Source organism: Klenkia brasiliensis (assembly GCF_900100695.1).
GTDB classification, from domain to species: Bacteria; Actinomycetota; Actinomycetes; order Mycobacteriales; family Geodermatophilaceae; genus Klenkia; species Klenkia brasiliensis.
This window is the reverse complement of record NZ_FNCF01000002.1, coordinates 732,755-756,663: the sequence shown is the minus strand read 5'-3', so window position 1 is coordinate 756,663 and position 23,909 is coordinate 732,755. Positions and strand designations below refer to the sequence as shown.

36 protein-coding genes are annotated in these 23,909 nt (G+C 72.6%); 5 read left to right on the top strand and 31 right to left on the bottom strand.

Annotated elements, in window-relative coordinates; all coding sequences use genetic code 11:
- Window positions 1-7: 7 nt before the first annotated feature.
- The 6 genes from glmS to BLT39_RS08060 form a co-directional block, all read right to left on the bottom strand.
- Complete coding sequence (glmS, locus tag BLT39_RS08085; protein WP_091061454.1) at window positions 8-1,870, bottom strand: glutamine--fructose-6-phosphate transaminase (isomerizing); 1,863 nt, start codon at window positions 1,868-1,870, stop codon at window positions 8-10.
- A gap of 40 nt (window positions 1,871-1,910) precedes the next feature.
- Window positions 1,911-3,257: a phosphoglucosamine mutase gene (gene glmM, locus BLT39_RS08080; RefSeq protein WP_091061453.1), complete on the bottom strand. Its 1,347-nt coding sequence runs from the start codon at window positions 3,255-3,257 to the stop codon at window positions 1,911-1,913.
- A gap of 11 nt (window positions 3,258-3,268) precedes the next feature.
- Window positions 3,269-3,697 (bottom strand): 30S ribosomal protein S9, encoded by a 429-nt coding sequence (rpsI, locus tag BLT39_RS08075; protein ID WP_091061452.1) that lies wholly within the window; start codon window positions 3,695-3,697, stop codon window positions 3,269-3,271.
- Window positions 3,694-4,137 (bottom strand): 50S ribosomal protein L13, encoded by a 444-nt coding sequence (rplM, locus tag BLT39_RS08070; RefSeq protein WP_091061451.1) that lies wholly within the window; start codon window positions 4,135-4,137, stop codon window positions 3,694-3,696. Before rplM ends, rpsI begins: the two co-directional genes overlap by 4 nt.
- Window positions 4,138-4,275: 138 nt before the next feature.
- Complete coding sequence (locus BLT39_RS08065; protein ID WP_091061450.1) at window positions 4,276-5,487, bottom strand: DUF7373 family lipoprotein; 1,212 nt, start codon at window positions 5,485-5,487, stop codon at window positions 4,276-4,278.
- A gap of 40 nt (window positions 5,488-5,527) precedes the next feature.
- The gene (locus BLT39_RS08060) at window positions 5,528-6,022 is read right to left on the bottom strand and encodes a beta-class carbonic anhydrase (RefSeq protein ID WP_091061449.1); all 495 of its coding nucleotides are present in this window, start codon (window positions 6,020-6,022) and stop codon (window positions 5,528-5,530) included.
- Between the two features lie 92 nt (window positions 6,023-6,114).
- Between BLT39_RS08060 and moeA the strand changes: the two genes are divergently transcribed.
- The 3 genes from moeA to BLT39_RS08045 are packed head-to-tail and all read left to right on the top strand — an operon-like array spanning window position 6,115 to window position 8,308.
- Complete coding sequence (moeA, locus tag BLT39_RS08055; protein ID WP_091061448.1) at window positions 6,115-7,347, top strand: molybdopterin molybdotransferase MoeA; 1,233 nt, start codon at window positions 6,115-6,117, stop codon at window positions 7,345-7,347.
- Window positions 7,344-7,823, top strand: coding sequence for a cyclic pyranopterin monophosphate synthase MoaC (gene moaC / locus BLT39_RS08050; protein WP_091061442.1), 480 nt, complete (start codon window positions 7,344-7,346; stop codon window positions 7,821-7,823). Before moeA ends, moaC begins: the two co-directional genes overlap by 4 nt.
- Window positions 7,820-8,308, top strand: coding sequence for a MogA/MoaB family molybdenum cofactor biosynthesis protein (locus tag BLT39_RS08045; RefSeq protein ID WP_091061441.1), 489 nt, complete (start codon window positions 7,820-7,822; stop codon window positions 8,306-8,308). Before moaC ends, BLT39_RS08045 begins: the two co-directional genes overlap by 4 nt.
- A 6-nt stretch (window positions 8,309-8,314) precedes the next feature.
- Here BLT39_RS08045 and fdhD read toward each other — a convergent pair whose 3' ends face one another.
- A complete protein-coding gene (gene fdhD, locus BLT39_RS08040; protein WP_091061440.1) occupies window positions 8,315-9,136 on the bottom strand; it encodes a formate dehydrogenase accessory sulfurtransferase FdhD in 822 nt (273 codons plus the stop codon).
- A gap of 32 nt (window positions 9,137-9,168) precedes the next feature.
- Here fdhD and mobA point away from each other — a divergent pair, with 32 nt between their 5' ends.
- Complete coding sequence (gene mobA / locus BLT39_RS08035) at window positions 9,169-9,768, top strand: molybdenum cofactor guanylyltransferase (protein ID WP_091061439.1); 600 nt, start codon at window positions 9,169-9,171, stop codon at window positions 9,766-9,768.
- 10 nt (window positions 9,769-9,778) lie between these two features.
- Window positions 9,779-10,450 (top strand): NAD(P)H-binding protein, encoded by a 672-nt coding sequence (locus tag BLT39_RS08030; RefSeq protein WP_091061870.1) that lies wholly within the window; start codon window positions 9,779-9,781, stop codon window positions 10,448-10,450.
- Here BLT39_RS08030 and truA read toward each other — a convergent pair.
- The 24 genes from truA to rplP all read right to left on the bottom strand — a co-directional run bounded on the left by truA (window position 10,447) and on the right by rplP (window position 23,907).
- Window positions 10,447-11,238, bottom strand: a complete 792-nt coding sequence (truA, locus tag BLT39_RS08025; protein WP_278246956.1) for a tRNA pseudouridine(38-40) synthase TruA — start codon at window positions 11,236-11,238, stop codon at window positions 10,447-10,449. The genes BLT39_RS08030 and truA overlap by 4 nt on opposite strands.
- Window positions 11,239-11,314: 76 nt before the next feature.
- A complete protein-coding gene (gene rplQ / locus BLT39_RS23585; RefSeq protein WP_091061437.1) occupies window positions 11,315-12,040 on the bottom strand; it encodes a 50S ribosomal protein L17 in 726 nt (241 codons plus the stop codon).
- Window positions 12,041-12,170: 130 nt separating this feature from the next.
- Window positions 12,171-13,235: a DNA-directed RNA polymerase subunit alpha gene (locus BLT39_RS08015; RefSeq protein ID WP_091061866.1), complete on the bottom strand. Its 1,065-nt coding sequence runs from the start codon at window positions 13,233-13,235 to the stop codon at window positions 12,171-12,173.
- A gap of 98 nt (window positions 13,236-13,333) precedes the next feature.
- Entirely contained in the window at window positions 13,334-13,960 is a 627-nt protein-coding gene (gene rpsD, locus BLT39_RS08010) for a 30S ribosomal protein S4 (RefSeq protein ID WP_091061436.1), read from the bottom strand.
- Window positions 13,961-14,005: 45 nt separating this feature from the next.
- Entirely contained in the window at window positions 14,006-14,410 is a 405-nt protein-coding gene (rpsK, locus tag BLT39_RS08005) for a 30S ribosomal protein S11 (protein WP_055764664.1), read from the bottom strand.
- Between the two features lie 107 nt (window positions 14,411-14,517).
- Window positions 14,518-14,892 carry a 30S ribosomal protein S13 gene (gene rpsM / locus BLT39_RS08000; protein WP_091061434.1) on the bottom strand — a complete coding sequence of 125 codons (375 nt, stop codon included), beginning with the start codon at window positions 14,890-14,892 and terminating at the stop codon, window positions 14,518-14,520.
- Between the two features lie 14 nt (window positions 14,893-14,906).
- Window positions 14,907-15,020, bottom strand: coding sequence for a 50S ribosomal protein L36 (gene rpmJ, locus BLT39_RS07995; RefSeq protein ID WP_012950458.1), 114 nt, complete (start codon window positions 15,018-15,020; stop codon window positions 14,907-14,909).
- 67 nt (window positions 15,021-15,087) lie between these two features.
- The gene (gene infA, locus BLT39_RS07990; protein ID WP_012950459.1) at window positions 15,088-15,309 is read right to left on the bottom strand and encodes a translation initiation factor IF-1; all 222 of its coding nucleotides are present in this window, start codon (window positions 15,307-15,309) and stop codon (window positions 15,088-15,090) included.
- Between the two features lie 235 nt (window positions 15,310-15,544).
- Window positions 15,545-16,348 carry a type I methionyl aminopeptidase gene (gene map, locus BLT39_RS07985; protein WP_091061864.1) on the bottom strand — a complete coding sequence of 268 codons (804 nt, stop codon included), beginning with the start codon at window positions 16,346-16,348 and terminating at the stop codon, window positions 15,545-15,547.
- Between the two features lie 78 nt (window positions 16,349-16,426).
- Window positions 16,427-17,032: an adenylate kinase gene (locus BLT39_RS07980; protein WP_091061432.1), complete on the bottom strand. Its 606-nt coding sequence runs from the start codon at window positions 17,030-17,032 to the stop codon at window positions 16,427-16,429.
- The gene (gene secY, locus BLT39_RS07975) at window positions 17,032-18,342 is read right to left on the bottom strand and encodes a preprotein translocase subunit SecY (protein WP_091061420.1); all 1,311 of its coding nucleotides are present in this window, start codon (window positions 18,340-18,342) and stop codon (window positions 17,032-17,034) included. Before secY ends, BLT39_RS07980 begins: the two co-directional genes overlap by 1 nt.
- A 90-nt stretch (window positions 18,343-18,432) precedes the next feature.
- Window positions 18,433-18,876, bottom strand: a complete 444-nt coding sequence (gene rplO, locus BLT39_RS07970; protein ID WP_091061419.1) for a 50S ribosomal protein L15 — start codon at window positions 18,874-18,876, stop codon at window positions 18,433-18,435.
- Between the two features lie 22 nt (window positions 18,877-18,898).
- Window positions 18,899-19,081: a 50S ribosomal protein L30 gene (gene rpmD, locus BLT39_RS07965; protein WP_091061417.1), complete on the bottom strand. Its 183-nt coding sequence runs from the start codon at window positions 19,079-19,081 to the stop codon at window positions 18,899-18,901.
- Between the two features lies 1 nt (window position 19,082).
- On the bottom strand, window positions 19,083-19,715 hold the full coding sequence (rpsE, locus tag BLT39_RS07960) for a 30S ribosomal protein S5 (RefSeq protein WP_091061414.1): 633 nt from the start codon (window positions 19,713-19,715) through the stop codon (window positions 19,083-19,085).
- A 46-nt stretch (window positions 19,716-19,761) separates the two neighbouring features.
- Complete coding sequence (gene rplR, locus BLT39_RS07955) at window positions 19,762-20,178, bottom strand: 50S ribosomal protein L18 (protein ID WP_091061862.1); 417 nt, start codon at window positions 20,176-20,178, stop codon at window positions 19,762-19,764.
- Window positions 20,178-20,717, bottom strand: coding sequence for a 50S ribosomal protein L6 (gene rplF / locus BLT39_RS07950; protein ID WP_091061412.1), 540 nt, complete (start codon window positions 20,715-20,717; stop codon window positions 20,178-20,180). Before rplF ends, rplR begins: the two co-directional genes overlap by 1 nt.
- 13 nt (window positions 20,718-20,730) lie before the next feature.
- Window positions 20,731-21,141: a 30S ribosomal protein S8 gene (rpsH, locus tag BLT39_RS07945; RefSeq protein ID WP_091061410.1), complete on the bottom strand. Its 411-nt coding sequence runs from the start codon at window positions 21,139-21,141 to the stop codon at window positions 20,731-20,733.
- Window positions 21,142-21,240: 99 nt separating this feature from the next.
- A complete protein-coding gene (locus BLT39_RS07940; protein ID WP_014742845.1) occupies window positions 21,241-21,426 on the bottom strand; it encodes a type Z 30S ribosomal protein S14 in 186 nt (61 codons plus the stop codon).
- A gap of 19 nt (window positions 21,427-21,445) precedes the next feature.
- Complete coding sequence (gene rplE, locus BLT39_RS07935; protein ID WP_091061408.1) at window positions 21,446-22,030, bottom strand: 50S ribosomal protein L5; 585 nt, start codon at window positions 22,028-22,030, stop codon at window positions 21,446-21,448.
- A gap of 2 nt (window positions 22,031-22,032) precedes the next feature.
- On the bottom strand, window positions 22,033-22,368 hold the full coding sequence (rplX, locus tag BLT39_RS07930) for a 50S ribosomal protein L24 (RefSeq protein WP_191328651.1): 336 nt from the start codon (window positions 22,366-22,368) through the stop codon (window positions 22,033-22,035).
- Window positions 22,369-22,370: 2 nt separating this feature from the next.
- Window positions 22,371-22,739 carry a 50S ribosomal protein L14 gene (gene rplN, locus BLT39_RS07925; RefSeq protein WP_091061406.1) on the bottom strand — a complete coding sequence of 123 codons (369 nt, stop codon included), beginning with the start codon at window positions 22,737-22,739 and terminating at the stop codon, window positions 22,371-22,373.
- Between the two features lie 213 nt (window positions 22,740-22,952).
- Window positions 22,953-23,261 carry a 30S ribosomal protein S17 gene (rpsQ, locus tag BLT39_RS07920; protein ID WP_091061404.1) on the bottom strand — a complete coding sequence of 103 codons (309 nt, stop codon included), beginning with the start codon at window positions 23,259-23,261 and terminating at the stop codon, window positions 22,953-22,955.
- Window positions 23,258-23,491, bottom strand: coding sequence for a 50S ribosomal protein L29 (rpmC, locus tag BLT39_RS07915; RefSeq protein ID WP_091061857.1), 234 nt, complete (start codon window positions 23,489-23,491; stop codon window positions 23,258-23,260). Before rpmC ends, rpsQ begins: the two co-directional genes overlap by 4 nt.
- Window positions 23,491-23,907, bottom strand: a complete 417-nt coding sequence (gene rplP, locus BLT39_RS07910) for a 50S ribosomal protein L16 (protein WP_056289191.1) — start codon at window positions 23,905-23,907, stop codon at window positions 23,491-23,493. The genes rpmC and rplP overlap by 1 nt, the downstream gene beginning before the upstream one ends.
- Window positions 23,908-23,909 lie beyond the last annotated feature (2 nt).

Sequence of the window (23,909 nt, the reverse complement as noted above, 5' to 3'; positions counted from 1 at the left end):
CCGCCGGTCATTCCACGGTGACGGACTTGGCCAGGTTGCGGGGCATGTCGACGTCCAGGCCCCGGGTGTCGGCGATCTCGCAGGCCAGGATCTGCAGCGGCACGGTGGTGACCACCGGTGCGAGCAGGGTCGGCGTGCGGGGCACCCGGACGACGTGGTCGGCGTAGGGCAGCACGTCGTCGTCGCCCTCCTCGGCGATGACGATCGTGCGGGCGCCGCGGGCCCGCACCTCCTGGATGTTGGAGACCACCTTGCCGTGCAGCGACTCCCGGCCGTGCGGGGACGGCGCGACCACGATGACCGGGGTGCCCTCGCCGATGAGCGCGATCGAGCCGTGCTTGAGCTCGCCGGCGGCGAAGCCCTCGGCGTGGATGTAGGCCAGCTCCTTGAGCTTGAGCGCACCCTCGAGGGCCACCGGGTAGCCCACGTGCCGGCCCAGGAACAGGATCGTCGACTCGGTCGCCAGCGACCGGCCCAGCTCGCGCACCTCGTCCATCCCGGCCAGCACCTCGCGCACCTGGTCGGGCAGCCTGCGCAGGTCGCGCACCACCGCGGCGACCTCGTCCTCGTACTTCAGCCCGCGGACCTGCGCCAGGAACAGCCCGACCAGGTAGCAGGCCACCACCTGGGTGAGGAAGCCCTTGGTGGAGGCGACGGCGACCTCGGGTCCGGCCCGGGTGTAGAGCACGGCGTCGGACTCGCGTGGGATGGTGGAGCCGTTGGCGTTGCAGATCGCCAGCACCCGGGCCTGCTGCTCCTTGGCGTGCCGCAGCGCCATGAGGGTGTCCATCGTCTCCCCGGACTGGGAGATGACCACGACCAGCGTGGAGCGGTCCAGCACCGGGTCGCGGTAGCGGAACTCGCTGGCCAGCTCCACCTCGACGGGGATGCGGGTCCAGTGCTCGATGGCGTACTTGGCGATCAGGCCCGCGTGGTAGGCCGTGCCGCAGGCGATCACGAAGATCTTGGTGACCCCGCGGAGGTCCTCGTCGGAGATGCGCACCTCGTCCAGCACGATCTCGCCGCGGTTGCCCAGCCGGCCGAGCAGGGTGTCGGCGACGGCCTGCGGCTGCTCGTCGATCTCCTTGAGCATGAACCAGTCGTAGCCGGCCTTGCCCGCGGCCTCGGCCTCCCAGTCGACGGTGTAGGCGGTGGGCTCGACGCGGTTGCCGGCGAAGTCGGTGACGGTCACCCCGCGGGTGCGGTCGATCTCCACGACCTGGTCCTGGCCGAGCTCCAGGGCGTTGCGGGTGTGCCCGATGAAGGCCGCGACGTCCGAGCCCAGGAAGTACTCGCCGTCGCCGACCCCGGCGACCAGCGGGGAGTTGCGGCGGGAGGCGACCAGGGTGTCGGGCTCGGCGGCGTGGCTGGCGACCAGGGTGAAGGCGCCCTCGAGCCGGCGGGACACCTGGCGCATGGCCTCGGCGAGGCGGCCCTCGCCCTCGGGGAGGGTGGGGTAGACCGCGGCGAGCAGGTGCGCGACGACCTCGGTGTCGGTCTCGGAGGCGAACTCGACGCCGGTGGCCTCGATCTCGGCCCGCAGCACGGCGAAGTTCTCGATGATCCCGTTGTGGATGACCGCCACGGTGCCGTCGGCCGACAGGTGCGGGTGGGCGTTGCGGTCGGTCGGGCCGCCGTGGGTGGCCCAGCGGGTGTGCCCGATGCCGATCGTGGCCGGCGGCAGCGCCTGCTCGGCCAGCTCCTTCTCCAGGTTGGCCACCTTGCCGGCCTTCTTGGCCGACGACAGCTGCCCCTCGGCCAGGACGGCGACGCCGGCGGAGTCGTACCCGCGGTACTCCAGCCGCCGCAGGCCCTCCAGGACGACGTCCAACGCGTTCTGAGGACCGACGTACCCCACGATGCCGCACATGGGCACCGACGATACGTGGCCCGGTCCGCGGGGCGACCCGTCAGCGGACGGCGGCGACGACCTCGGCGAGCCGGTGCGCGACCTCGTCGGCCTGCTCCTGGGTGGGCGCCTCGACCATCACCCGCACCAGCTGCTCGGTGCCCGAGGGGCGCAGCAGCACCCGGCCGGTCTCGCCGAGCTCCTCCTCCACCGCGTTCACCGCGCGGGCGACGTCGTCGCTCTCGCTGACCGCGATCCGGTCGGCGACCGGCACGTTGACCAGCACCTGGGGCAGCTTGCGGACCACGCCGGCCAGCTGGGCCAGCGAGGACCCGGTGGCGGCCATCCGGCCCATGAGCATCAGCCCGGTGAGCAGGCCGTCGCCGGTGGTGGCGTGGTCGAGGAAGACCAGGTGGCCGCTCTGCTCTCCGCCGAGGGACAGCCCGCGGCTGCGCAGCGTCTCCAGCACGTAGCGGTCCCCGACGGCGGTGGTGGCCACGCCGATGCCGGCATCGCGCATGGTGTGGTGGAAGCCCAGGTTGCTCATCACGGTGGCCACGACCGTGTCGCCGGTGAGCGCGCCGGCCTCGTGCAGGCCCAGGGCGCAGACGGCCAGGATGCCGTCGCCGTCGACGACCTCGCCGTCGGCGGTGACCGCCAGGCAGCGGTCGGCGTCGCCGTCGTGGGCCAGGCCCAGGTCCGCGCCGGTCTCCTGGACCGCGGCGCGCAGCGGGTCCAGGTGGGTGGAGCCGACGCCGTCGTTGATGTTCCAGCCGTCGGGCTCGGCGCCGATGACGTGCACCGTGGCACCGGCCCGGCGGTAGACCTCCGGCGCGAGCGCGCTGGCCGCGCCGTGGGCACAGTCCACGACCACGCTCACCCCGGCCAGCGACGCGGGGACGGCGGCCAGCAGGTGGGCGGCGTAGCGGTCGCCGGCGTCGGGGACGTCGCGCACCCGGCCGACGTCGCGGCCGGTGGGCCGGTGGCCCTGCGCGTCGGCACCGGTCAGCACGCCGCGCTCGACCGCGGCCTCGACCGCGTCGGGGAGCTTGTGCCCGCCGCGGGAGAAGAGCTTGATGCCGTTGTCGGGCATCGGGTTGTGGCTCGCCGAGAGCATCACGCCCAGGTCGGCGTCCAGCGCGGCGGTGAGGTGGGCGACCGCCGGGGTGGGCAGCACGCCGACCCGCAGCACCTCCGCGCCGGCGCTGGTGAGGCCCGCGACCACCGCGGCCTCGAGCATCTCCCCGCTCGCGCGGGGGTCGCGGCCGACGACCGCGACGGGACGGTGCGTCCCGTCGCGGTCGGCCAGCACGCCGGCGGCAGCACGTGCCACCGAGAGGGCCAACTCCGGCGTGAGGTCGGCGTTGGCCCGACCCCGGACGCCGTCGGTGCCGAAGAGGCGACCCACGGCCGGTCCGGTCAGCGCTTGGAGTACTGGGGCGCCTTGCGGGCCTTCTTCAGCCCGTACTTCTTGCGCTCGGTGACGCGGGCGTCGCGGGTGAGGAAGCCGGCGCGCTTGAGGGCCGGACGGTCCTCGGGCTCGACCTCGATCAGCGCGCGGGCGATGGCCAGGCGCAGCGCGCCGGCCTGCCCGGTGACGCCGCCGCCCTTGAGCAGGCCGACCACGTCGTAGGTCTCGCCCTTCTCCAGGATGACCAGGGGCTCACGGATGAGCTGCTGGTGCACCTTGTTGGGGAAGTACTCCTCCAGGGTGCGGCCGTTGAGCCGGAACTGGCCGGTGCCGGGCAGCAGGCGCACCCGGACGATGGCCTCCTTGCGCCGGCCCACGGTCTGCACGGGGCGGCCGTCGGCGTCGGTCACGTTCTGCGCCGTCAGGGGCGTGGTCACTGGGACACCTGCTTGATCTCGAAGGTCTGGGGCTGCTGGGCGGCGTGCGGGTGCTCGGGCCCGGCGTAGACCTTGAGCTTGGAGAGCATCTGCCGGCCCAGCGAGTTGTGCGGCAGCATGCCCTTGACGGCGCGCTCGACGACCCGGTCGGGGCGGGTCTTCAGCTCGTCGCCGACGTTGATGGCCCGCAGACCACCCGGGTAGCCCGAGTGCCGGTAGGCGGTCTTCTCGTCGCGCTTGGAGCCGGTGAGGGCCACCTTGCCCGCGTTGATGACGACGACGAAGTCGCCGGCGTCGACGTGCGGTGCGAACTGCGGCTTGTGCTTGCCGCGCAGGAGCTGCGCGGTCTGGCTGGCCAGTCGACCGAGCACCACGTCGGTGGCGTCGATGACGTGCCAGGCCCGGGTGATGTCACCGGGCTTGGGGGTGTACGTGCGCACGGGTATGCCCACTTCCTCGTCGTCGGGGTGGCTGGTGGAGTCGCCTCACCGAGCACGGGAGACGTCACGACGGCGCGCGGGCACCAGCCGACGGTGCGCGCCAGCGGACGACGATACCAGCCGGTCGGGGACGTCCGGTCAGCCGTCGATGAGGTCCCGCTGCTGCGGGAGCAGGGTGTTCATCTGCGCGTAGTCGTCGGCCGCGGCCAGGCCGAGGACGTCGATGCTGGCCAGGTAGCTGCCGTAGCCCACGTAGCAGCGCTGGTAGAAGCTGCCCCCGCCGCCGTCGAAGGCGAAGCAGGGCGCCTCGGGGATGGCCGGGAGCGCGAAGGCGGTGCCGCCGAACGCGGTGGCCTCCAGCTGCGCGAACCCGGTGTAGACGGCGTTGGTCTGCGCCGACGTCGGGAAGGTGTACAGCGACACCGCGAAGTCCAGGCCCGCGGCCTCGTCGTAGGAGGTGCGGTAGTAGGCGCCGCTGAACCCGTTGGCGGTGAGCAGCTGGCGCTCCACCACCGGGTCGATGGCCAGCCGCAGGTAGCCCTCGAGGTCGTAGGAGCCGGTGAAGCGGGTGGCGTCCCCCGGGGTCTGCACGGCGAAGGGCGCCAGGCCCAGGGGGTCGGTGGGCAGGCCCGGCACCTGGTCCTGCGGGGTGGGCGCGAAGCCCTGCAGCAGGCCCAGCTGGTCGGTGAGCTGCCGGGTCACCAGGTCGGGGGCGCCGCCGGCGGGGGCGTCCAGGTAGGCGTAGGCGAGCATCCGGCCCGAGGGCACCCACACCTGCACGGTGTCGGTGGGTGCCCCGGCGGAGTCCGAGCCGCCGGTGGACAGCGCGCCGGTCACCCCGAGGTCGGGCAGGTCGACCGGCTCGTAGCCCCCGCTCTCCAGCTCCAGGGAGATGCCGTTGAGGGTGTCCGCGGCCGCCGCGGCGGAGTCGGGGTCGCTCATCTCGGCCACCAGCAGCAGCGTGCCGTTGTTCGCCGCGTCCTGGCCGCAGTTGCCCCAGCCGGCGACGAACCCCCACCGGTCCAGCTCCTGGCCCACCCGGCCGTCGCCGAAGTACAGGCCGTCGACGCCGCTGGCCGAGCCGAAGGGGCCACTGGGGAAGCAGGAACCGGTGCGCTCGGGGCTGATGAGCGGGATGAGCGAGGTGACCGCAGCGATCCGGCGGGCCTCGGCGCCGGTGCCGGGACCGACGGCCGGCGCGGGGGTGACCTGCCCGGTGGGCGCGGCGCTCGGGGTGGCCGTCGCCGTGCTGCCCGGGGATGTCGTGGCCGAGGTCGGGGCCGGGCTCGCCGTGCCCTGCACCGTGCTGGTGCAGCCGGCGAGCAGGGCGACCGCGGTCGCCGCGACCACCGACCTCCACGCACAGCGGGCACCCAGCACGGCGGTGAGCCTACGAGGCGGGGAGGACCTCGCGCAGTCGACCGGTGGTCACGTCGTAGACCGTGCCGCGCACCTCGTGGGAGAGCAGGTAGGGCGTGGACCGGAGGATCGCCATCGACTCGCGGACGTCGGCGTCCAGGTCGGTGAACGTGCGGCCCACCCACGGCGGCCGGTGCCCGGTGGCCTGCTCGACGGTGTCGGCCAGGGCCCGGTCGTCGGTCTTCTGCATGCCGCAGTCGCTGTGGTGCACCAGCACCGTCTCCCGGGTGCCGAGCAGGTGCTGGGAGATCGTGAGCGACCGCAGCACGTCCTCGGTGATGATCCCGCCGGCGTTGCGGATGACGTGCGCGTCGCCCACCTCGAGCCCGAGCAGCGGGAACAGCGGCATGCGGGAGTCCATGCAGGCCACGACGGCGACCCTGCGCGCCGGCTGCACCGGCCGCGACCCGGGGAAGCGCTGCGCCCACTCGGCGTTGGCCTCGAGCATCCGGTCGATCTCGGTCACGTCGCGCTCCTCGCTGGTCGGCGGCTGGTCCCGGCGACGGCGAACCTAGCGCCGGGTCCCGGCGCCCGCACCCGGTCGGCGAGGATGTGCCCGTGAGCACACCCGCGAAGGTCCGCCGGACGGTCAAGGAGCACCGGGCGGCGGTGACCGCGCTGCTGGCCGGCTCGTCGCCGGGCACCGAGGAGGTCCCGGTCGCGGCCGCGGCCGGCCGGGTGCTGGCCGAGGACGTGGTGGCCGCGGTCGGCCTGCCGGTGTTCACCAACTCGGCGATGGACGGCTACGCCGCCCGCTGGGCCGACGTCGGCGCGGCGGCCGCCGGGGCGCCGGTCCGGCTGCCGGTCGCCGAGGACCTCCCGGCCGGGCGCACCGACGTCCCCGCGCTGGCACCGGGCACGGTGCACCGGATCATGACCGGCGCCCCGCTGCCCGACGGCGCCGACGTCGTGGTCCCGGTCGAGGACACCGACGGCGGCACCGACGAGGTGACGATCACCGCCTCCCCCGCCGCCGGCACGTTCCTGCGGCACGCCGGCGAGGACATCGCGCAGGGCGCGGTGGCGCTGCCGGCGGGCACCGTGCTCGGCCCCGCGCAGCTGGGCCTGGCCGCCTCGGTCGGCCGCGCGTCGGTCGTCGTCGCGCGGCGGCCGCGGGTGCTGGTGCTGTCCACCGGCAGCGAGCTGGTCGCACCGGGGCAGCCCCTGCGGCCCGGTCAGATCCACGAGTCCAACTCCCTGGTGCTGGCCGCGGCCGTCGACGCGGCGGGCGGGGCGGCCCGCACGCTGCACTTCGTGCCCGACGACGTCGACCAGTTCCTCGCCACGGTGCGCGCCGAGCTGGCCGACGCGGACCTGCTGATCACCAGCGGCGGGGTGAGCATGGGCGCCTACGAGGTGGTCAAGGACGCCCTCGGCGCACTGGGCACCGTGCAGTTCCTCACCGTGGCCATGCAGCCGGGCGGTCCGCAGGGGGCCGGCACCGTGGACGGCGTCCCGGTGGTCACCCTGCCCGGGAACCCGGTCAGCTCGTTCGTGTCCTTCGAGGTCTTCGTCCGCCCGGCGCTGCGCACCGCGCTGGGGGTGGGCCGGCCCGACCGGCCCCGGCTGCCCGCGCGGCTGGCCGGGCCGCTGACCTCCCCGTCGGGCAAGCGGCAGTTCCTGCGCGGCCGGCTCTCCGGCGGCACCGTCGAGCTGGTCGGCGGCGCGGGGTCGCACCTGGTGGCGTCGCTGGCCCGCTCGGACGTGCTGGTCGTGGTCCCCGAGGAGGTCACCGAGCTGCCGGCCGGCAGCGAGGTCGAGGTCGTGCTGGTCGGAGGAGGAGAACGGTGAGCAGCGGTCCCACGGGTTTCACCCACATCGACGCCGCAGGTGCGGCGCGGATGGTCGACGTCACCGCCAAGGAGGTGACCGCGCGGGTGGCCACCGCGGCCGGCCGGGTGCTGGTCAGCCCCGAGGTGGTCGCGCTGCTGCGCGGCGAGGGCGTGCCCAAGGGCGACGCGATCGCGGTGGCCCGGATCGCCGGCATCGCCGGCGCCAAGCGCACCCCGGACCTGGTGCCGCTGTGCCACCCGATCGCGCTGCACGGCGTGACGGTGGACCTCGAGGTCACCGACGAGGCCGTGGAGATCACCGCCACCGCCCGCACCGCCGACCGCACCGGCGTGGAGATGGAGGCGCTCACCTCCGTCGCCGTCGCCGGGCTGACGGTCATCGACATGGTCAAGGCCGTCGACCCGCGCGCGGTCATCAGCGACGTCCGGTTGCTGGCCAAGTCCGGCGGCAGGAAGGGCGACTGGGTCCGGTGAGCCTGCCCCCCGGCGCCCGCGCCGTCGTCGTCACCGCCTCCAACCGGGCCTCGGCCGGGGTCTACGAGGACCGCTCCGGCCAGGCGCTGGCCGCGGGCCTGCGCGAGCTGGGGTTCGCCGTCGAGGGCCCGCACGTGCACCCCGACGACGTCGACGTCCTCGCCGGTGCGCTCCGCGAGGCGGTGGCCTCCGGCGCGGACCTGGTGGTCACCACCGGCGGCACCGGCCTCACCCCCACCGACGTGACCCCCGAGGCCACCCGCCTGGTCATCGAGCGCGAGGCGCCGGGCATCGCCGACGCGGTCCGCCGGTACGGCCAGCCCGCCGTCCCGACCGCCGTCCTCTCCCGCGGCCTGGCCGGCACCGCCGGGCGCACGCTGGTGGTGAACCTCCCCGGCTCGACCGGCGGGGTGCGCGACGGGCTGGCCGTGCTCGGCCCGCTGCTCCCGCACGCGGTCAGCCAGCTGCGGGGCGGCGACCACTGACCCCGCTCAGACCACCCGGTGGGCCCCCGCGTACACGTTGCAGCCGTCGCCGCGGAGGAACCCGACCAGGGTGGTGCCCGTGGCCTCGGCGAGCTCCACGGCCAGCGAGCTCGGCGCCGAGACCGCGGCCAGCACCGGGATCCCGGCCATGGCCGACTTCTGCATCAGCTCGAAGCTGGTCCGGCCGCTGACCATGAGCACGTGCCCGGCCAGCGGCAGCCGCCCGGCCCGCACGGCGTCGCCGACGACCTTGTCCACCGCGTTGTGCCGGCCGACGTCCTCCCGGACGCAGACCAGCTCGCCCTCGGCGGTGAACAGCCCGGCCGCGTGCAGCCCGCCGGTCTTCTCGAACACCTCCTGCGCGGCGCGCAGCCGGTCGGGCAGGGCCAGCAGCGCGTCGAGGGGCACCTGCACCGGGTCGGCGGCGACGTCGAAGGTGGTCCGGGTGCGGATCGCGTCGATGCTGGCCTTGCCGCACACCCCGCACGAGGACGTCGTGTAGAAGTTCCGCTCCAGCGCGGTGTCGGGCACCGGTACGCCCGGGGCGAGGTCCACGTCGACCACGTTGTAGGTGTTGCGGCCCTCGTCGTCGACGGAGTCGCAGTAGCGCAGCGCCGCGACGTCGGCGGGCGAGGTGATGACGCCCTCGGTGGCCAGGAACCCGTGCACCAGGTCGAAGTCGTGCCCCGGCGTCCGCATGGTGACGGCCAGGGGTGTGCCGGCCAGCCGGATCTCCAGCGGTTCCTCGCTGGCCACCGTGTCCGGCCGGGTGCTGCGGTGCGGTCCGCGGATGCGCAGCACCGGCGTCCGGGCGGTCACTCGTCCCACGCCGGGAACGGTACGCACCTACCGTCGGGGGCGTGCCCGAGCTGCCGCCGTACGCCGCCGTCGTGCTCGCCGGCGGTCGCGCCGCGCGGTTGGGCGGCCGGGCCAAGCCGCAGCTGGACGTCGGCGGCGCCAGCCTGCTCGACCGGGTGCTGGCCGCGGTCGCCGACGCCGACCAGCGGGTGGTGGTCGGCCCGCCGCAGCCGGTGCCGCCCGGGGTGGTCGTGGTCCGCGAGGACCCGCCCGGCGGCGGCCCGGTCCGCGGCATGCGGGCCGGCCTCGCCGCCGTGGACGCCGACGTCGTCGCGCTGCTGGCCGCCGACCTGCCGTTCCTGACCCCCGCGGTGGTGGCCGCGCTGCGGGAGCGGCTGACCGGGGACGGCGTGGTGGTCGTCGACGCGACCGGCCGGGACCAGCACCTGCTCGGCGTCTGGCGCACCGCCACCCTGCGGGGCGCGCTGGCCGGGGTCGACGGGCCGGTGCCGGTCCGCTCGGTGCTGGCCGGCCTCGCCGTCCGCCGGTACCGCCCCGACGTCGTGCCCGGCACCCCGCCGCCCTGGACCGACTGCGACACCCCCGCCGACCTGGAGCGCGCCCGGGCGGCCGCGGGTGTCCGGCGCCGCCCGCCGGGGTAGGCGTCCGGTCATGCACGTCGTCGTCGCCGGAGCCCACGGCCAGGTCGCCCGCCGCCTCACCCGCCTGCTCGCCGCCCGCGGCGACGTCGTCACCGGGGTGGTGCGCAACCCCGACCACACCGCGGACCTGGAGTCCGACGGCGCGCGGCCGGTGGTGCTGGACCTCGAGCAGGCCTCGGTGGACCAGGTCGCCGACGTGGTCCGCGGGGCCGACGCGGTCGTCTTCGCCGCCGGCGGCGGGCCCGGCAGCGGCATCGCCCGCAAGGACACCGTCGACCGGGGCGCCGCGGTGCTGCTGGCCGACGCCGCCGAGGCCGCCGGTGCCCGCCGCTACCTGCTGGTGTCCTCCTACGGCGTCGACGCCGTCGCCGACGGCGCCACCCCCGACGGCGTGGACGAGGTCTTCGTCGCCTACCTGCGCGCCAAGCTGGCCGCCGAGCAGGACGTGCTCCCCCGCCCCGGCCTGGACACCACCGTCCTGCGGCCGGTGACCCTGACCGACGACCCGGGCACCGGCACGGTGCACCTGGCGCCGTCGGTGGACCGCGGGGAGGTCACCCGGGACGACGTCGCCGCCGTGCTGGTGGCGCTGCTGGACACGCCGCGGACCGGCGTCCTGGAGCTCACCGGCGGCGACACCCCGGTCGCCGACGCCGTCGCCGGGGTCCCGGACCCGGCCTAGGCGTCCCGCCGGGCCCGGGTGACCTCGGTGCGCGCGGCCAGCTGGTCGTCGGGCGGGTAGTCCACCGCCAGCAGGGTCAGCCCGTGGGCGGGGGCGACCGGCACCTCGTCGGAGCGGCTGGTGCGGGCGAGCAGGCCGGCCGGCCACTCCGGGCCCCGGCGGCCCTCCCCCACGGCCAGCAGCGCGCCGACGAGGCTGCGGACCATCGAGTGGCAGAACGCGTCGGCCGACGCGGACACGGTCACCACGTCCCCTGCGCCGTCGCCGTCCCGGACGACGTCCAGTGCCTGCAGCACCCGGATGGTCGTCGCGCCCTCGCGGTGACGGCAGAACGCGGCGAAGTCGTGGTGACCCAGCAGCAGGGCGGCGGCCACCCGCATGGCGGGGACGTCGAGGCGGCGCGGCCAGCCCACGGTGTCCCACCGGCGCAGCGGCGGCGGCCCGGCCACGGCATCGGTGAGCCGGTAGGCGTAGTGCCGGGCCAGTGCGGCGAACCGGGCGTCGAACCCCGGAGGCGCGGGCGCCGCGGCGGTGACCGCGACGTCGGGCGGCAGCGTGCCGCGCAGCCGGCGCAGCAGCCGGCCCGCGTGCTCGGCCCAGACCGGCTCCGGCAGGTCCAGGTGCGCGACCTGGCCGGTGGCGTGCACGCCGGCGTCGGTGCGGCCGGCCACGGTCAGGTCGACGTCGTGGCGCAGCACGGTGGACAGCGCGAGCTCCAGGTCGGCCTGCACGGTGCGCACCGAGCGCTGCCGGGCCCAGCCGTGCAGCGCCGTGCCGTCGTAGGCGATGTCGAGCCGGACGCGGACGAGCCCGCCACCGGTACCGGTGGCGGGCTCGTCGGCCGTGCTGGTGCTCAGCGGAGCATCACTTCGGGTCGGGCTGCGACTCCCCGCCGGGGGCGTCGTCGCCGGCGGTGGCGGCGTCGCTGACCTCGGCGGCGTTGACCTCGGCGGCGGCCGCGTCGGCGACCTCGGGCGAGACGCCGTCGGCCTCGACCACGACGCCGTTCTCGGCGGTGGGCTGCGGCTCGGTGGTGGTCTCGTCCTGGGCCTCGTCGTCCGGGGTGAAGACCTCGGTCGCGGTGGCCTCGGCGTCGGCCTGGTCGCTGGCCTCGTCGGCGATCTCCGTCGAGGAGGCGGTGACCTCACCGGCGGCGGCGGCCGAGCCGGCACCGGAGGCGAAGCGGGTGCCGCGGGCGCGCTCGGCCTCGCCGACGGCCTGCTGGCCGACGGTCAGGGCCTCGACGAGCTCGATGACGGCCATCGGCGCGTTGTCGCCCTTGCGGGGGCCGACCTTGGTGATCCGGGTGTAGCCACCGGGACGGTTCTCGTAGCGGGGACCGATCTCGGCGAACAGGTGGTGCACCACGTTCTTGTCGCGGATCTGGGTCATGACCTGCCGGCGGGCGTGCAGGTCGCCGCGCTTGGCCAGGGTCACGAGCTTCTCGGCCAGCGGGCGCAGCCGCTTGGCCTTGGTCTCGGTGGTGGTGATCCGGCCGTGCTCGAACAGCGAGGTGGCGAGGTTCGCCAGCATCAGCCGCTCGTGCGACGGCGAACCGCCGAGGCGGGGGCCCTTGGTGGGGGTGGGCATGGGAGGTCCTTCCTCAGGCCGCCGGGGTACTGCCGGCCGCGCGTGTCACTGACGGGTGGAACTCCGGTCGCGGCAGGTGCCGCTCCCGGCGGGAACCCGCCGCCCCGGGTGGGGCAGCGGGTTCCGTCGATCAGAGCTGCTCGGTCTCGCGGTAGTCGCCCTCGGTGTAGTCCTGCCCGTCGGCGTACTGGGCCTCACCGGGGTAGCTGTCGTCGTAGGTCTCGTCGTAGCTCTCCACCGAGGTGGGGACGAACCCGGGCGGGCTGTCCTTGAGCGCCAGACCCATGGCGGCCAGCTTGAGCTTGACCTCGTCGATGGACTTCGCACCGAAGTTGCGGATGTCCAGCAGGTCGGCCTCGGAGCGGGTGACGAGCTCACCGACGGTGTGCACGCCCTCGCGCTTGAGGCAGTTGTACGACCGGACCGTGAGGTCCATGTCCTCGATCGGCATCGAGAAGTTCGCGATGTCGGCGGCCTCGGCCGGGCTGGGCCCGACCTCGATGCCCTCGGCGTCGACGTTCAGCTCGCGCAGCAGGCCGAACAGCTCCACCAGGGTCGAGCCGGCGGACGCGATGGCGTCGCGGGGCTCGATGGAGGGCTTGGTCTCCACGTCGACCACGAGGCGGTCGAAGTCGGTGCGCTGCTCGACGCGGGTGGCCTCGACGGCGTAGGTCACCTTGAGCACCGGGGAGTAGATCGAGTCGACGGGGATGCGACCGATCTCCTGGCCGGGCTGCTTGTTCTGGGTGGCCGGCACGTAGCCGCGGCCGCGCTCGACGACCAGCTCGATCTCCAGCCGGCCCTTCGCGTTCAGGGTCGCGATGTGCAGGTCGGGGTTGTGCACCTCGACACCGGCCGGGGGCGCGATGTCGGCGGCGGTCACCTCACCGGGGCCCTGCTTGCGCAGGTACATGGTCACCGGCTCGTCGGAGTCGGAGCTGACGACCAGGCCCTTGAGGTTGAGGATCAGCTCGGTGACGTCCTCCTTGACCCCCGGCACGGTGGTGAACTCGTGCAGGGTGCCCTCGATGCGGATGCTGGTGACAGCAGCACCGGGGATCGAGGACAGCAGGGTGCGGCGCAGGGAGTTGCCGAGGGTGTAGCCGAAGCCCGGCTCGAGCGGCTCGATGACGAACCGCGACCGGGAGGCGTCGATGGTCTCCTCGGTGAGGGTGGGGCGCTGTGCGATGAGCATGTGGTTCTCCTCCATGTCCTCCGGCGACCGCCATATGACGCCGTGAGGGGACGTGCCGACGGGGCGGGCTTCGGTCCGCCCGCCCCGTCGTGGTGCGCTTACTTCGAGTAGAGCTCGACGATCAGCTGCTCCTGGACCGGCGTGTCGATGACCTGCCGGGCCGGGATCGAGTGCACGAGCACCTTGAGCTGGCTGGAGATGACCTCGAGCCACGCGGGCACCGGCCGGGAGCCGGCCTCGGCCTGGGCGACCTGGAAGGGCACCATCTCGGCCGACTTCGCGGCGACCTCGACGATGTCGTTGGCCGAGACGCGGTAGGAGGGGATGTCGACCTTGCGGCCGTTCACCTTGATGTGGCCGTGGCGCACCAGCTGGCGCGACATGTCGCGGGACTTGGCGAAGCCCGCGCGGTAGACCACGTTGTCCAGGCGCGACTCGAGGATCTGCAGCAGGACCTCACCGGTCTTGCCCGTCTTCTTGTTCGCCTCCTCGTAGTAGCCGCGGAACTGCTTCTCCAGCACGCCGTAGATGCGGCGGGCCTTCTGCTTCTCGCGCAGCTGCAGGAGGTACTCGCTGTCCTTGGTGCGACCGCGACCGTGCTCGCCCGGAGGGTAGGGGCGGATCTCGATCGGGCACTTGGCGGACTCGCACTTGCTGCCCTTGAGGAACAGCTTCATCTTCTCGCGCCGGCACAGGCGGCAGTCGGCTCCGGTGTAGCGGGCCACGTCGGGTCTCCCTGGGTTTCTAAGAGTGAGTCGAGGAGCGCGGGGTCAGACCCGGCGGCGCTTCTTGGGGCGGCAGCCGTTGTGCGGCTGGGGGGTGACGTCGGAGATCTGCCCGACCTCGAGGCCCGTGGCCTGGAGGGAGCGGATGGCGGTCTCGCGGCCGGAGCCGGGACCCTTCACGAAGACGTCGACCTTCCGCATGCCGTGCTCCTGCGCCTTGCGCGCGGCGTTCTCGGCAGCCATCTGCGCCGCGAACGGCGTGGACTTGCGGGAGCCCTTGAACCCGACGTGCCCGGCCGAGGCCCAGCTGATCACGTTGCCCGTGGGGTCGGTGATCGACACGATCGTGTTGTTGAAGGTGCTCTTGATGTGCGCCGCGCCGTGGGCGACGTTCTTCTTCTCCTTGCGGCGCACCTTCTTGGCGCCCGCCGCGCGTGCCCTGGGAGGCATGACTCTCTCTTCTCGTTCGTGGCCTGGTGGAGCAGGGTGAGCCCGCGGCCGCCCCCTCTGCGGGGGCGCGACGGCCGGGGCGGGTGCCGGTGAGGGCTACCGCTGGGTCAGCGGGCCTTCTTCTTGCCGGCGATGGTCTTGCGCGGGCCCTTGCTGGAGCGCGCGTTGGTCTTGGTGCGCTGTCCGCGGACGGGCAGGCCGCGGCGGTGCCGAAGGCCCTGGTAGCACCCGATCTCCACCTTGCGGCGGATGTCGGCGGCCACCTCGCGGCGCAGGTCACCCTCGACGCGGAAGTGCTCGTCGATGTAGTCGCGCAGCTTCAGCAGGTCCTCGTCGGAGAGGTCCTTGGCGCGCAGGTCCGGGCTGACGCCGGTCGCGGCCAGGGTGGCCTTCGCCGAGGTCGGGCCGATCCCGTAGATGTAGGTGAGCGCGATCTCCATCCGCTTCTCGCGGGGCAGATCGACGCCGGCCAGTCGTGCCATGTCCTGTTACTCCCTCAGCCCTGGCGCTGCTTGTGCCGGGCGTTGTCGCAGATGACCATGACCCGGCCGTGCCGGCGGATCACCTTGCACTTGTCGCAGATCTTCTTCACCGACGGCTGGACCTTCACCGGTGCCGCCCTCATTTCTCAGTCGTTCGTGGTCACGGGCCTCGGCGGTCGGCCGGGCCCGTGGTGGTCACTTGTAGCGGTAGACGATGCGACCGCGGGTCAGGTCGTAGGGCGAGAGCTCCACGACCACGCGGTCCTCGGGCAGGATGCGGATGTAGTGCTGCCGCATCTTGCCGCTGATGTGCGCGAGCACCCGGTGCCCGTTCTGGAGCTCCACCCGGAACATCGCGTTGGGGAGCGGCTCGACGACTCGACCCTCGACCTCGATGGCCCCGTCCTTCTTCGCCATTCCCTGTACGGCCTCCCGATCTGGTGTTCCTCCGGCGCACGCCGGTTCGCGTCCCACCGGCGCCGGTTCGGGCGCGGGCGGGTGGTGCTGGGGTGTCTGGTGCGGGCGTACTCGCAGAGGGCGCCCGACGGCATGCGGCCACAGCACGACGACGGACGGCGCGAACGCCAGCGGCCACTGTACCCCGCAGGTCACAGCCGTTCCAACCCCGGGTCGGTGTGACCCGGGGCGCTGATCAGGTGCGGGGCGTGATGCCGAACGGCGCCAGGCCCGCCACGCCGCCGTCCTCGGCGGTCAGGACCCACGGCCCCTCGGGCGTGATGGCCACGGTGTGCTCGAAGTGCGCGGCCCGCGACCCGTCCTTGGTCACCACGGTCCAGCCGTCCTCGAGCTCGACGGTGTCGGGGTCCCCGACGGTCACCATGGGCTCGATGGCCAGCGCGAGACCGGGCACGAGCTTGGGTCCGCGACCGGGGCGGCCGTAGTTGAGCACGTGCGGGTCCTGGTGCATCTCGGTGCCGATGCCGTGCCCGCCGTAGTGGTCGACGATCCCGTACCGGTGCTCCTCGGCGGTGATCGCGTCCTCCACCGCCGAGCTGATGTCGGTCAGCCGGCCACCGGCCAGCGCCTTGGCCAGCCCCGCCCACATGGACCGCTCGGTGACCGCGATGAGCGCGGCGTCGGCAGCCGAGGGCTCCCCCACCGTCACGGTGACCGCGGAGTCCCCGTGCCAGCCGGCGAGGATCGCGCCGCAGTCGATGGAGATGTTGTCGCCCTCGGCCAGGGTGCGGCCGGCGGCGGGGATGCCGTGCACGACCTCGTCGTTGACCGAGGCGCAGATGGTGCCGGTGAACCCGTGGTAGCCGAGGAACGAGGGCACCGCTCCGGCGCTGCGGATGTGGTCCTCGGCGACGGCGTCGAGCTCGGCCGTGGTCACCCCGGGCCGCACCTCCGCCCGGACGGCGGCCAGCGCACCGGCGACCACGAGGCCGGCGGCCCGCATCAGCTCGATCTCGTGGGCGGTCTTGATCTGGATCATGCGTCCCCTCCACCGGGCGAGCAGCGGCAGCCGCCCGAGGATGCCGGCGGTCACCGGGATCCCCGGCGGCGCACCGGCTCAGCCCTGCGGGTCGTCGGTGTCGTCGGCCGCGGCCAGGGCGTCCATCGCCCGGCCGGTGACCTCGTCGATCTCGCCGATGGCGTCGATGCGGGCCAGCAGGCCGGCGTCGGCGTACCAGCCCGACAGCGGCTCGGTCTGGCGGTGGTAGACCTCCAGCCGGTGCCGCACGGTCTCGGGCTTGTCGTCCTCGCGCTGCACGGGCTTGCCGTCGACGATGACCACCCGGCCGGACAACCGCCGGACGAGCTCCTCCTCGTCGACGACCAGCTCGAGCACGCAGGTCAGCGTCTGGCCCAGCTCGGTGAGGGAACCCCGCAGCTGCTCGGCCTGCGCGATGGTGCGCGGGAAGCCGTCGAGCAAGAACCCGGCCTTGGCGTCGGGCTCGGCCAGCCGGTCGCTGACCATGGCCACGGTGATCTCGTCGGGCACCAGGTCCCCGGCGTCCATGTAGACCTTGGCCTGCTGGCCCAGCTCGGTCTGCCCGCTCACGTTGGCCCGGAAGATGTCGCCGGTGGAGATGGCCGGGACGCCGAGACGGCCGGCGATGATCTGCGCCTGGGTGCCCTTGCCCGCTCCGGGGGGGCCCAGGAGGACGACGCGCACTACTTCAGGAACCCTTCGTAGTTGCGCTGGTTGAGCTGCGTCTCGATCTGCTTCACCGTCTCCAAGCCCACTCCCACCATGATCAGCACTGCGGTCCCGCCGAACGGGAAGTTCTGGTTCTGGCCCTCCTGCGTGATCGACAGGAAGAGGTTGGGCAGCACCGCCACCAGGCCCAGGTAGATCGACCCGGGCAGCGTGATCCGGGAGAGCACGTACTGCAGGTACTCGGCCGTGGGCCGGCCGGGGCGGATGCCGGGGATGAAGCCGCCGTAGCGCTTCATGTCGTCGGCCCGCTCCTCGGGGTTGAAGGTGATCGACACGTAGAAGTACGTGAAGAACACGATCAGGCCGAAGTAGATGGCGATGTGCACCGGGCTGGACTGGTTGATCACGTAGGTCTCGAAGAACTGCCGGACCGAGCCCGCGGAGTCGCCCTGCAGCTGGCTGATCAGCTGGGGCAGGTACAGCAGGGACGAGGCGAAGATGACCGGGATGACACCGGCCTGGTTCACCTTCAGCGGCAGGTAGGTCGAGGTGCCGCCGTACATGCGCCGGCCGACCATCCGCTTGGCGTACTGCACCGGGATGCGGCGCTGCGCCTGCTCGACGTAGACGACCGAGGCGATGACGACGAGGGCCAGCACGCAGACGAGGGCGAAGACCAGGCCGCCGCGGGACTGCAGGATCGACCCGCCCTCGGCCGGGATGCGCGCGGCGATCGAGGTGAAGATCAGCACGGACATGCCGTTGCCGATGCCCTTCTCGGTCAGCAGCTCGCCCAGCCACATGATCATGGCGGTGCCGGCGGTCAGCGCGATGACCAGCACGACGGTGGTCCAGATCGACTGCGAGGGGATGAGCTCCTGCTGGCAGTTCGGGAACAGCTGGCCGCTGCGGGCCAGCGCGATGATCCCGGTGCTCTGCAGGATCGCCAGGGCGATCGTGAGGTAGCGGGTGTACTGGGTCAGCTTCTGCTGGCCCGACTGCCCTTCCTTCTTCAGCTGCTCGAAGCGCGGGATGACCACGACCAGCAGCTGCACGATGATGCTCGCCGTGATGTACGGCATGATCCCGAGCGCGAAGATCGACAGGCGCAGGAGCGCACCGCCGGAGAACAGGTTGACCAGCGAGTAGACGTCGCGCTGGTCGGAGGCATTGGCCTGGTCGAGGCAGCTGTTGATGGCCTCGATCGACACCCCCGGCCCCGGCACGCTGGCGCCCAGCCGGTACACGGCGATGATCGCCAGGGAGAACAACAGCTTGCGCCGGAGGTCTGGCGTCCGGAACGCCGCGGCGAACGCCTGCAGCACGTGCCCTCCCCGAGTCGGTCGTGCGAGGTTAACAACAGCAGAAAGCCCCCTGACCCACCCGGGTCGCCGGGTGGATCAGGGGGGCCTTCACTACAGCTGGGTGGTGCTGCCCCCGGCCGCGGCGATCTTCTCGGCCGCGGACGCGGAGAAGGCGTGGGCCGAGACCTCGACCTGCACGCCCCCCAGCTCGCCGGTGCCGAGCACCTTGACGGGCTGGTTGCGACGGACGGCGCCGGCCTGGGCCAGCGTCTCCGGGTTCACCGGACCACCGTCGGGGAACAGGGAGGCGATCTTGTCCAGGTTGACGACCTGGAAGACGACCTTGTTCCGCGGGGTGAAGCCCGACAGCTTCGGCAGCCGCATGTACAGCGGGGTCTGGCCACCCTCGAAGCGCGCAGAGACCTGCACGCGGGCGCCCGAACCCTTGGTACCGCGACCGGCGGTCTTGCCCTTGGAGCCCTCACCACGACCCACGCGGGTCTTCTTGGTGTGGGCGCCCGGGGCCGGACGCAGGTGGTGGACCTTCAGAGTCATGTCAGTGTTCCTTCTCGACCGCTCAGGCGATCTCTTCGACGGCGACCAGGTGGGTCACCGTGGCGACCATCCCGCGGATCTCCGGGCGGTCCGCCTGGACCACGGAGTGGTTGATCCGCTTCAGGCCGAGCGACCGCAGGGTCTGCCGCTGGTTCGGCTTGGTGCCGATCCCGGACTTGATCTGGGTGACCTTGAGCTGAGCCACGTCACACCCCCTGACCGGCACGCGCCCGCAGCATGGCGGCGGGGGCGACGTCCTCAAGCGGCAGACCGCGGCGGGCCGCGATCTCCTCGGGGCGGACGAGGTCCTTCAGCGCCTGCATCGTGGCGTGCACGATGTTGATCGGGTTCGAGGACCCCAGGCTCTTGGACAGCACGTCGTGGATGCCGGCGCACTCGAGCACCGCACGCACCGGGCCACCGGCGATGACGCCGGTACCGGGGCTGGCGGGCTTGAGCAGCACGACACCGGCAGCGGCCTCGCCCTGCACCGGGTGCGGGATGGTGCTGGCGATGCGCGGCACGCGGTAGAAGTGCTTCTTGGCCTCCTCGACGCCCTTGGCGATCGCCGCGGGCACCTCCTTGGCCTTGCCGTAGCCGACACCCACGGTGCCGTCGCCGTCGCCCACGATCACCAGGGCGGTGAAGCTGAAGCGCCGACCACCCTTGACGACCTTGGACACGCGGTTGATGGCCACGACCCGCTCGAGGAACTGGCTCTTCTCGGCCGGGCCGCCGGGGCCGCGGCCGCCGCCGTCCCGCCGGTCACGTCGGTCGTTGCCGCCGCCGGCGCCACCGGCACCGCCGGCGCCACCGCCGCGTCGCTGTGGTCCTGGCATCAGAAGTCCCTCTCGATCTGCGTGGTCATGAGCTGCTGGGCGCCCATCAGAAGTCCAGCCCGCCCTCGCGGGCGGCGTCGGCGAGCGCCGCCAGCCGGCCGTGGTAGCGGTTGCCGCCCCGGTCGAACACGACGGCGGTGATGCCGGCGGCCTTGGCCCGGTCGGCCACGAGCGCGCCGACCTGGCGGGCCAGCGCCGACTTGTCACCGGCGGTGCCGCGCAGCGACGCGTCCATGGTCGAGGCACTGACCAGGGTGATGCCCTGGGTGTCGTCGACGACCTGCACGTGGACGTGGCGCGAGCTGCGCTTGACCACCATGCGGGGGCGCTCGGGCGTGCCGGCCACGCGCTTGCGGAGCCGGTTGTGCCGGCGGGCGCGCGACAGCCGCCGCGAGGTGCTGATGTCGGTGCCGACGGGCTTGTGCACCCGGGCCGACTTCTCGTTGCTCTTGGTGTCTGCCATCACTTGCCCGTCTTCCCGACCTTGCGCTTGATGACCTCGCCCTGGTACCGGACGCCCTTGCCCTTGTAGGGGTCGGGCCGGCGCAGCTTGCGGATCTTGGCGGCGACCTCGCCGACCTGCTGCTTGTCGATGCCGCTGACCTTGAAGCGGGTCGGGGCCTCGACGGTGAAGGTGATGCCCTCGGGGGCCTTCACCAGCACCGGGTGGCTGAAGCCGAGCGCGAACTCGAGGTCCGAGCCGCGGGCCTGCACGCGGTAGCCGACGCCGACGATCTCGAGGGTCTTGGTGTAGCCCTCGGTGACGCCGGTGATCATGTTGGCGATCAGGGTGCGCGAGAGACCGTGCAGCGCGCGGCTCTCCCGCTCGTCGTCCGGCCGCTGCACGAGCAGCGCACCCGACTCGTCCTTCTCCACGAAGATCGGGGAGGCGACGGTGTGGGCGAGCGAGCCCTTGGGGCCCTTCACGTTCACGGTGCGACCGTCGATGGCGACGTCGACGCCGCCCGGGACGGTGACGGGGAGTCGTCCGATTCGAGACATCTGGTGCGCTCCCTTACCAGACGTAGGCGAGGACTTCCCCACCCACGCCCTTCTTGTTCGCCTGCTTGTCGGTCAGCAGACCGGTCGAGGTGGAGATGATCGCCACCCCGAGACCGCCGAGGACCTTGGGCAGGGCGGTGGACTTGGCGTAGACCCGCAGACCGGGCTTGGAGACCCGCCGGACACCGGCGATGCTCCGCTCGCGGTTGGGGCCGTACTTCAGGTCGACCACCAGCTCCTTGCGGACCTGGCCGTCCTTCTCGACGTCGTTGACCTTCCAGCCGGCGATGTAGCCCTCCTGCTGGAGGATCTCGGCGATCTTGGTCTTGAGCTTCGACGACGGCATGGCCGCGGCGTCGTGGTACGCGGAGTTCGCGTTCCGGAGCCGCGTGAGCATGTCCGCGATCGGGTCGGTCATCGTCATGTGTCGGTCGTGCCTCTCTCACCGCGGTTCCCTCCGCGCCGTGCGGGGGGCCTGTCGGTGATCGGTGGTGCGTGGAGGTGGTGGCCTACGGGGTGCAGGTCACCAGGAGGACTTGGTCACGCCGGGGAGCTCGCCCGCGTGGGCCATCTCCCGGACGCAGATGCGGCACAGCCCGAACTTGCGGAACACCGCGTGCGGGCGACCGCAGCGCTGGCACCGGGTGTAGCCGCGGACCTTGAACTTGGGGGTGCGGGCCGCCTTGTTGACGAGCGCCTTCTTGGCCATGGTGTCTCCTGTTCCCGGCTCAGCGGGTCGTCTGGACGACGGTCTGGCCGGCGAAGGGGAAGCCCAGCAGGCTGAGCAGCTCGCGACCCTCCTCGTCGGTGGTGGCGGTGGTGACGAGCGTGATGTCCATGCCGCGCGGACGGTCGATCTTGTCCACGTCGATCTCGCGGAACATCGACTGCTCGTTCAGCCCGAACGTGTAGTTGCCGTGGCCGTCGAACTGCTTGGAGTTCAGGCCGCGGAAGTCGCGGATGCGGGGCAGGGCCAGGCTGAGCAGCCGGTCCAGGAACTCCCACATGCGGTCACCGCGCAGGGTCACCTTGGCGCCGATCGGCATGCCCTCGCGCAGCTTGAACTGGGCGATGGACTTGCGGGCGCGGACGACCGCGGGCTTCTGGCCGGTGATGGCGGTGAGGTCGCGGACCGCGCCGTCCATCAGCTTGGCGTCACGGGTGGCCTCGCCGACGCCCATGTTGACCACGATCTTGGTCAGACCGGGGATCTGCATGACGTTGGCGTAGCCGAACTCGCTCTGCAGCGCCGGCGCGATCTCCTCGCGGTAGCGGGCGAGCAGCCGGGGCAGCTCTCGGGTGGGTGCGCTCATGATCAGAGGTCCTTACCGGTGCGCTTCGAGACCCGGATGCTGCGTCCGTCCTCGTCCTTGCGGTAGCCGACGCGGGTCGGCTTGCCCTCGGAGTCGATCACCATCACGTTGCTGACGTGGATGGCGGCCTCCTGGGTCACGATCCCGCCCGACTGGGAGCCGCGCTGGCTGGTGCTCACGCGGGTGTGCTTCTTGACGCGGCCGATGCCCTCGACGAGCACCTTGCCGGTCTTGGGGAAGGCGGCGATGACGCGCCCCTTCGCACCCTTGTCCTTGCCGGACAGGACGACGACCTGGTCGCCCTTCTTGACCTTCAGGGAAGGAGTCTTCTCCGCCATGGTCACAACACCTCCGGGGCGAGCGAGATGATCCGCATGAAGCGCTTGTCGCGCAGCTCGCGGCCGACGGGGCCGAAGATGCGGGTGCCGCGCGGGTCACCGCTGTCGCGGATGATCACCGCGGCGTTCTCGTCGAAGCGGATGTAGGAGCCGTCGGGACGGCGCCGCTCCTTGACGGTGCGGACGATGACGGCCTTGACCACGTCGCCCTTCTTGACCCCCGCGCCGGGGATGGCGTCCTTCACGGTGCCGACGATGACGTCGCCGATGCCCGCGTAGCGACGACCGGACCCGCCGAGGACACGGATGCACAAGATCTCCTTGGCACCGGTGTTGTCGGCGACCCGCAGTCGTGACTCCTGCTGGATCACTGCGTTGCTCCTGAGTGGTGAGGGGTGACCGCCGGGCCGAGTCGGTGAAGCGGCGGTCGGGACCCACGTGCGACAGCCGGCGGCTCTCGCCGCCGGCCGTCAGGTCCCGGGTGTCGGTGCCTCCGCGGAGGCACCAGTGGTCCAGGGTACGCGCAACGACTCCCCCGTTTCCACGGGGGCGTCGTCACACCGGACCTGGGACTGCGTGGAGGACTACTTGGCCTTCTCGATCACGGTCACCAGGCGCCAGCGCTTGGTGGCCGACAGGGGCCGGGTCTCCATGATCTGGACGCGGTCGCCGATGCCGGCGGTGCCGTCCTCGTCGTGCGCCTTCAGCTTGCTGGTGCGGCGCAGGACCTTGCCGTACAGGCCGTGCTTCACGCGGTCCTCGACCTCGACGACGATGGTCTTGTCCATCTTGTCGGAGACGACCAGGCCCTCACGGACCTTGCGGTAGCCACGACCGGCCAGGCCGGGACCGGAGGCGACGGCCTCGTTGGTCTCGTTGGTGGTCTCGCTCATGCCACACCCTCGTTCGGGGCGACCGACAGACCCAGCTCGCGCTCGCGCATGATCGTGTAGATCCGGGCGATGTCGCGGCGCACGGTCTGCAGGCGCCGGTTGTTGTCCAGCTGGCCGGTGGCCACCTGGAACCGCAGGTTGAACAGTTCTTCCCTCGACTCACGCAGACGCGTGGCGAGCTCGTCCACCGACAGCTCACGGAGCTCCGGGGCGGTGAGGCCGGCAGCCATCACACCTCTCCTTCACGGGTGATGAAGCGGCACTTCATGGGCAGCTTGTGGATGGCGCGGCGCATCGCCTCGCGGGCGATGGGCTCGTCGACACCGGACAGCTCGAACATGATGCGGCCGGGCTTCACGTTGGCGACCCACCACTCGGGCGAGCCCTTGCCGGAACCCATGCGGGTCTCGGCCGGCTTCTTGGTCAGCGGGCGGTCGGGGTAGATCGAGATCCACACCTTGCCGCCACGCTTGATGTGGCGGGTCATGGCGATACGGGCGGACTCGATCTGCCGGTTGGTGACGTACGCCGGCTCGAGGGCCTGGATGGCGTACTCGCCGAAGTTGATCGCGGTGCCGCCCTTGGCCCGGCCGGTGCGGTCGGGACGGTGCTGCTTGCGGTGCTTGACGCGACGCGGGATGAGCATCG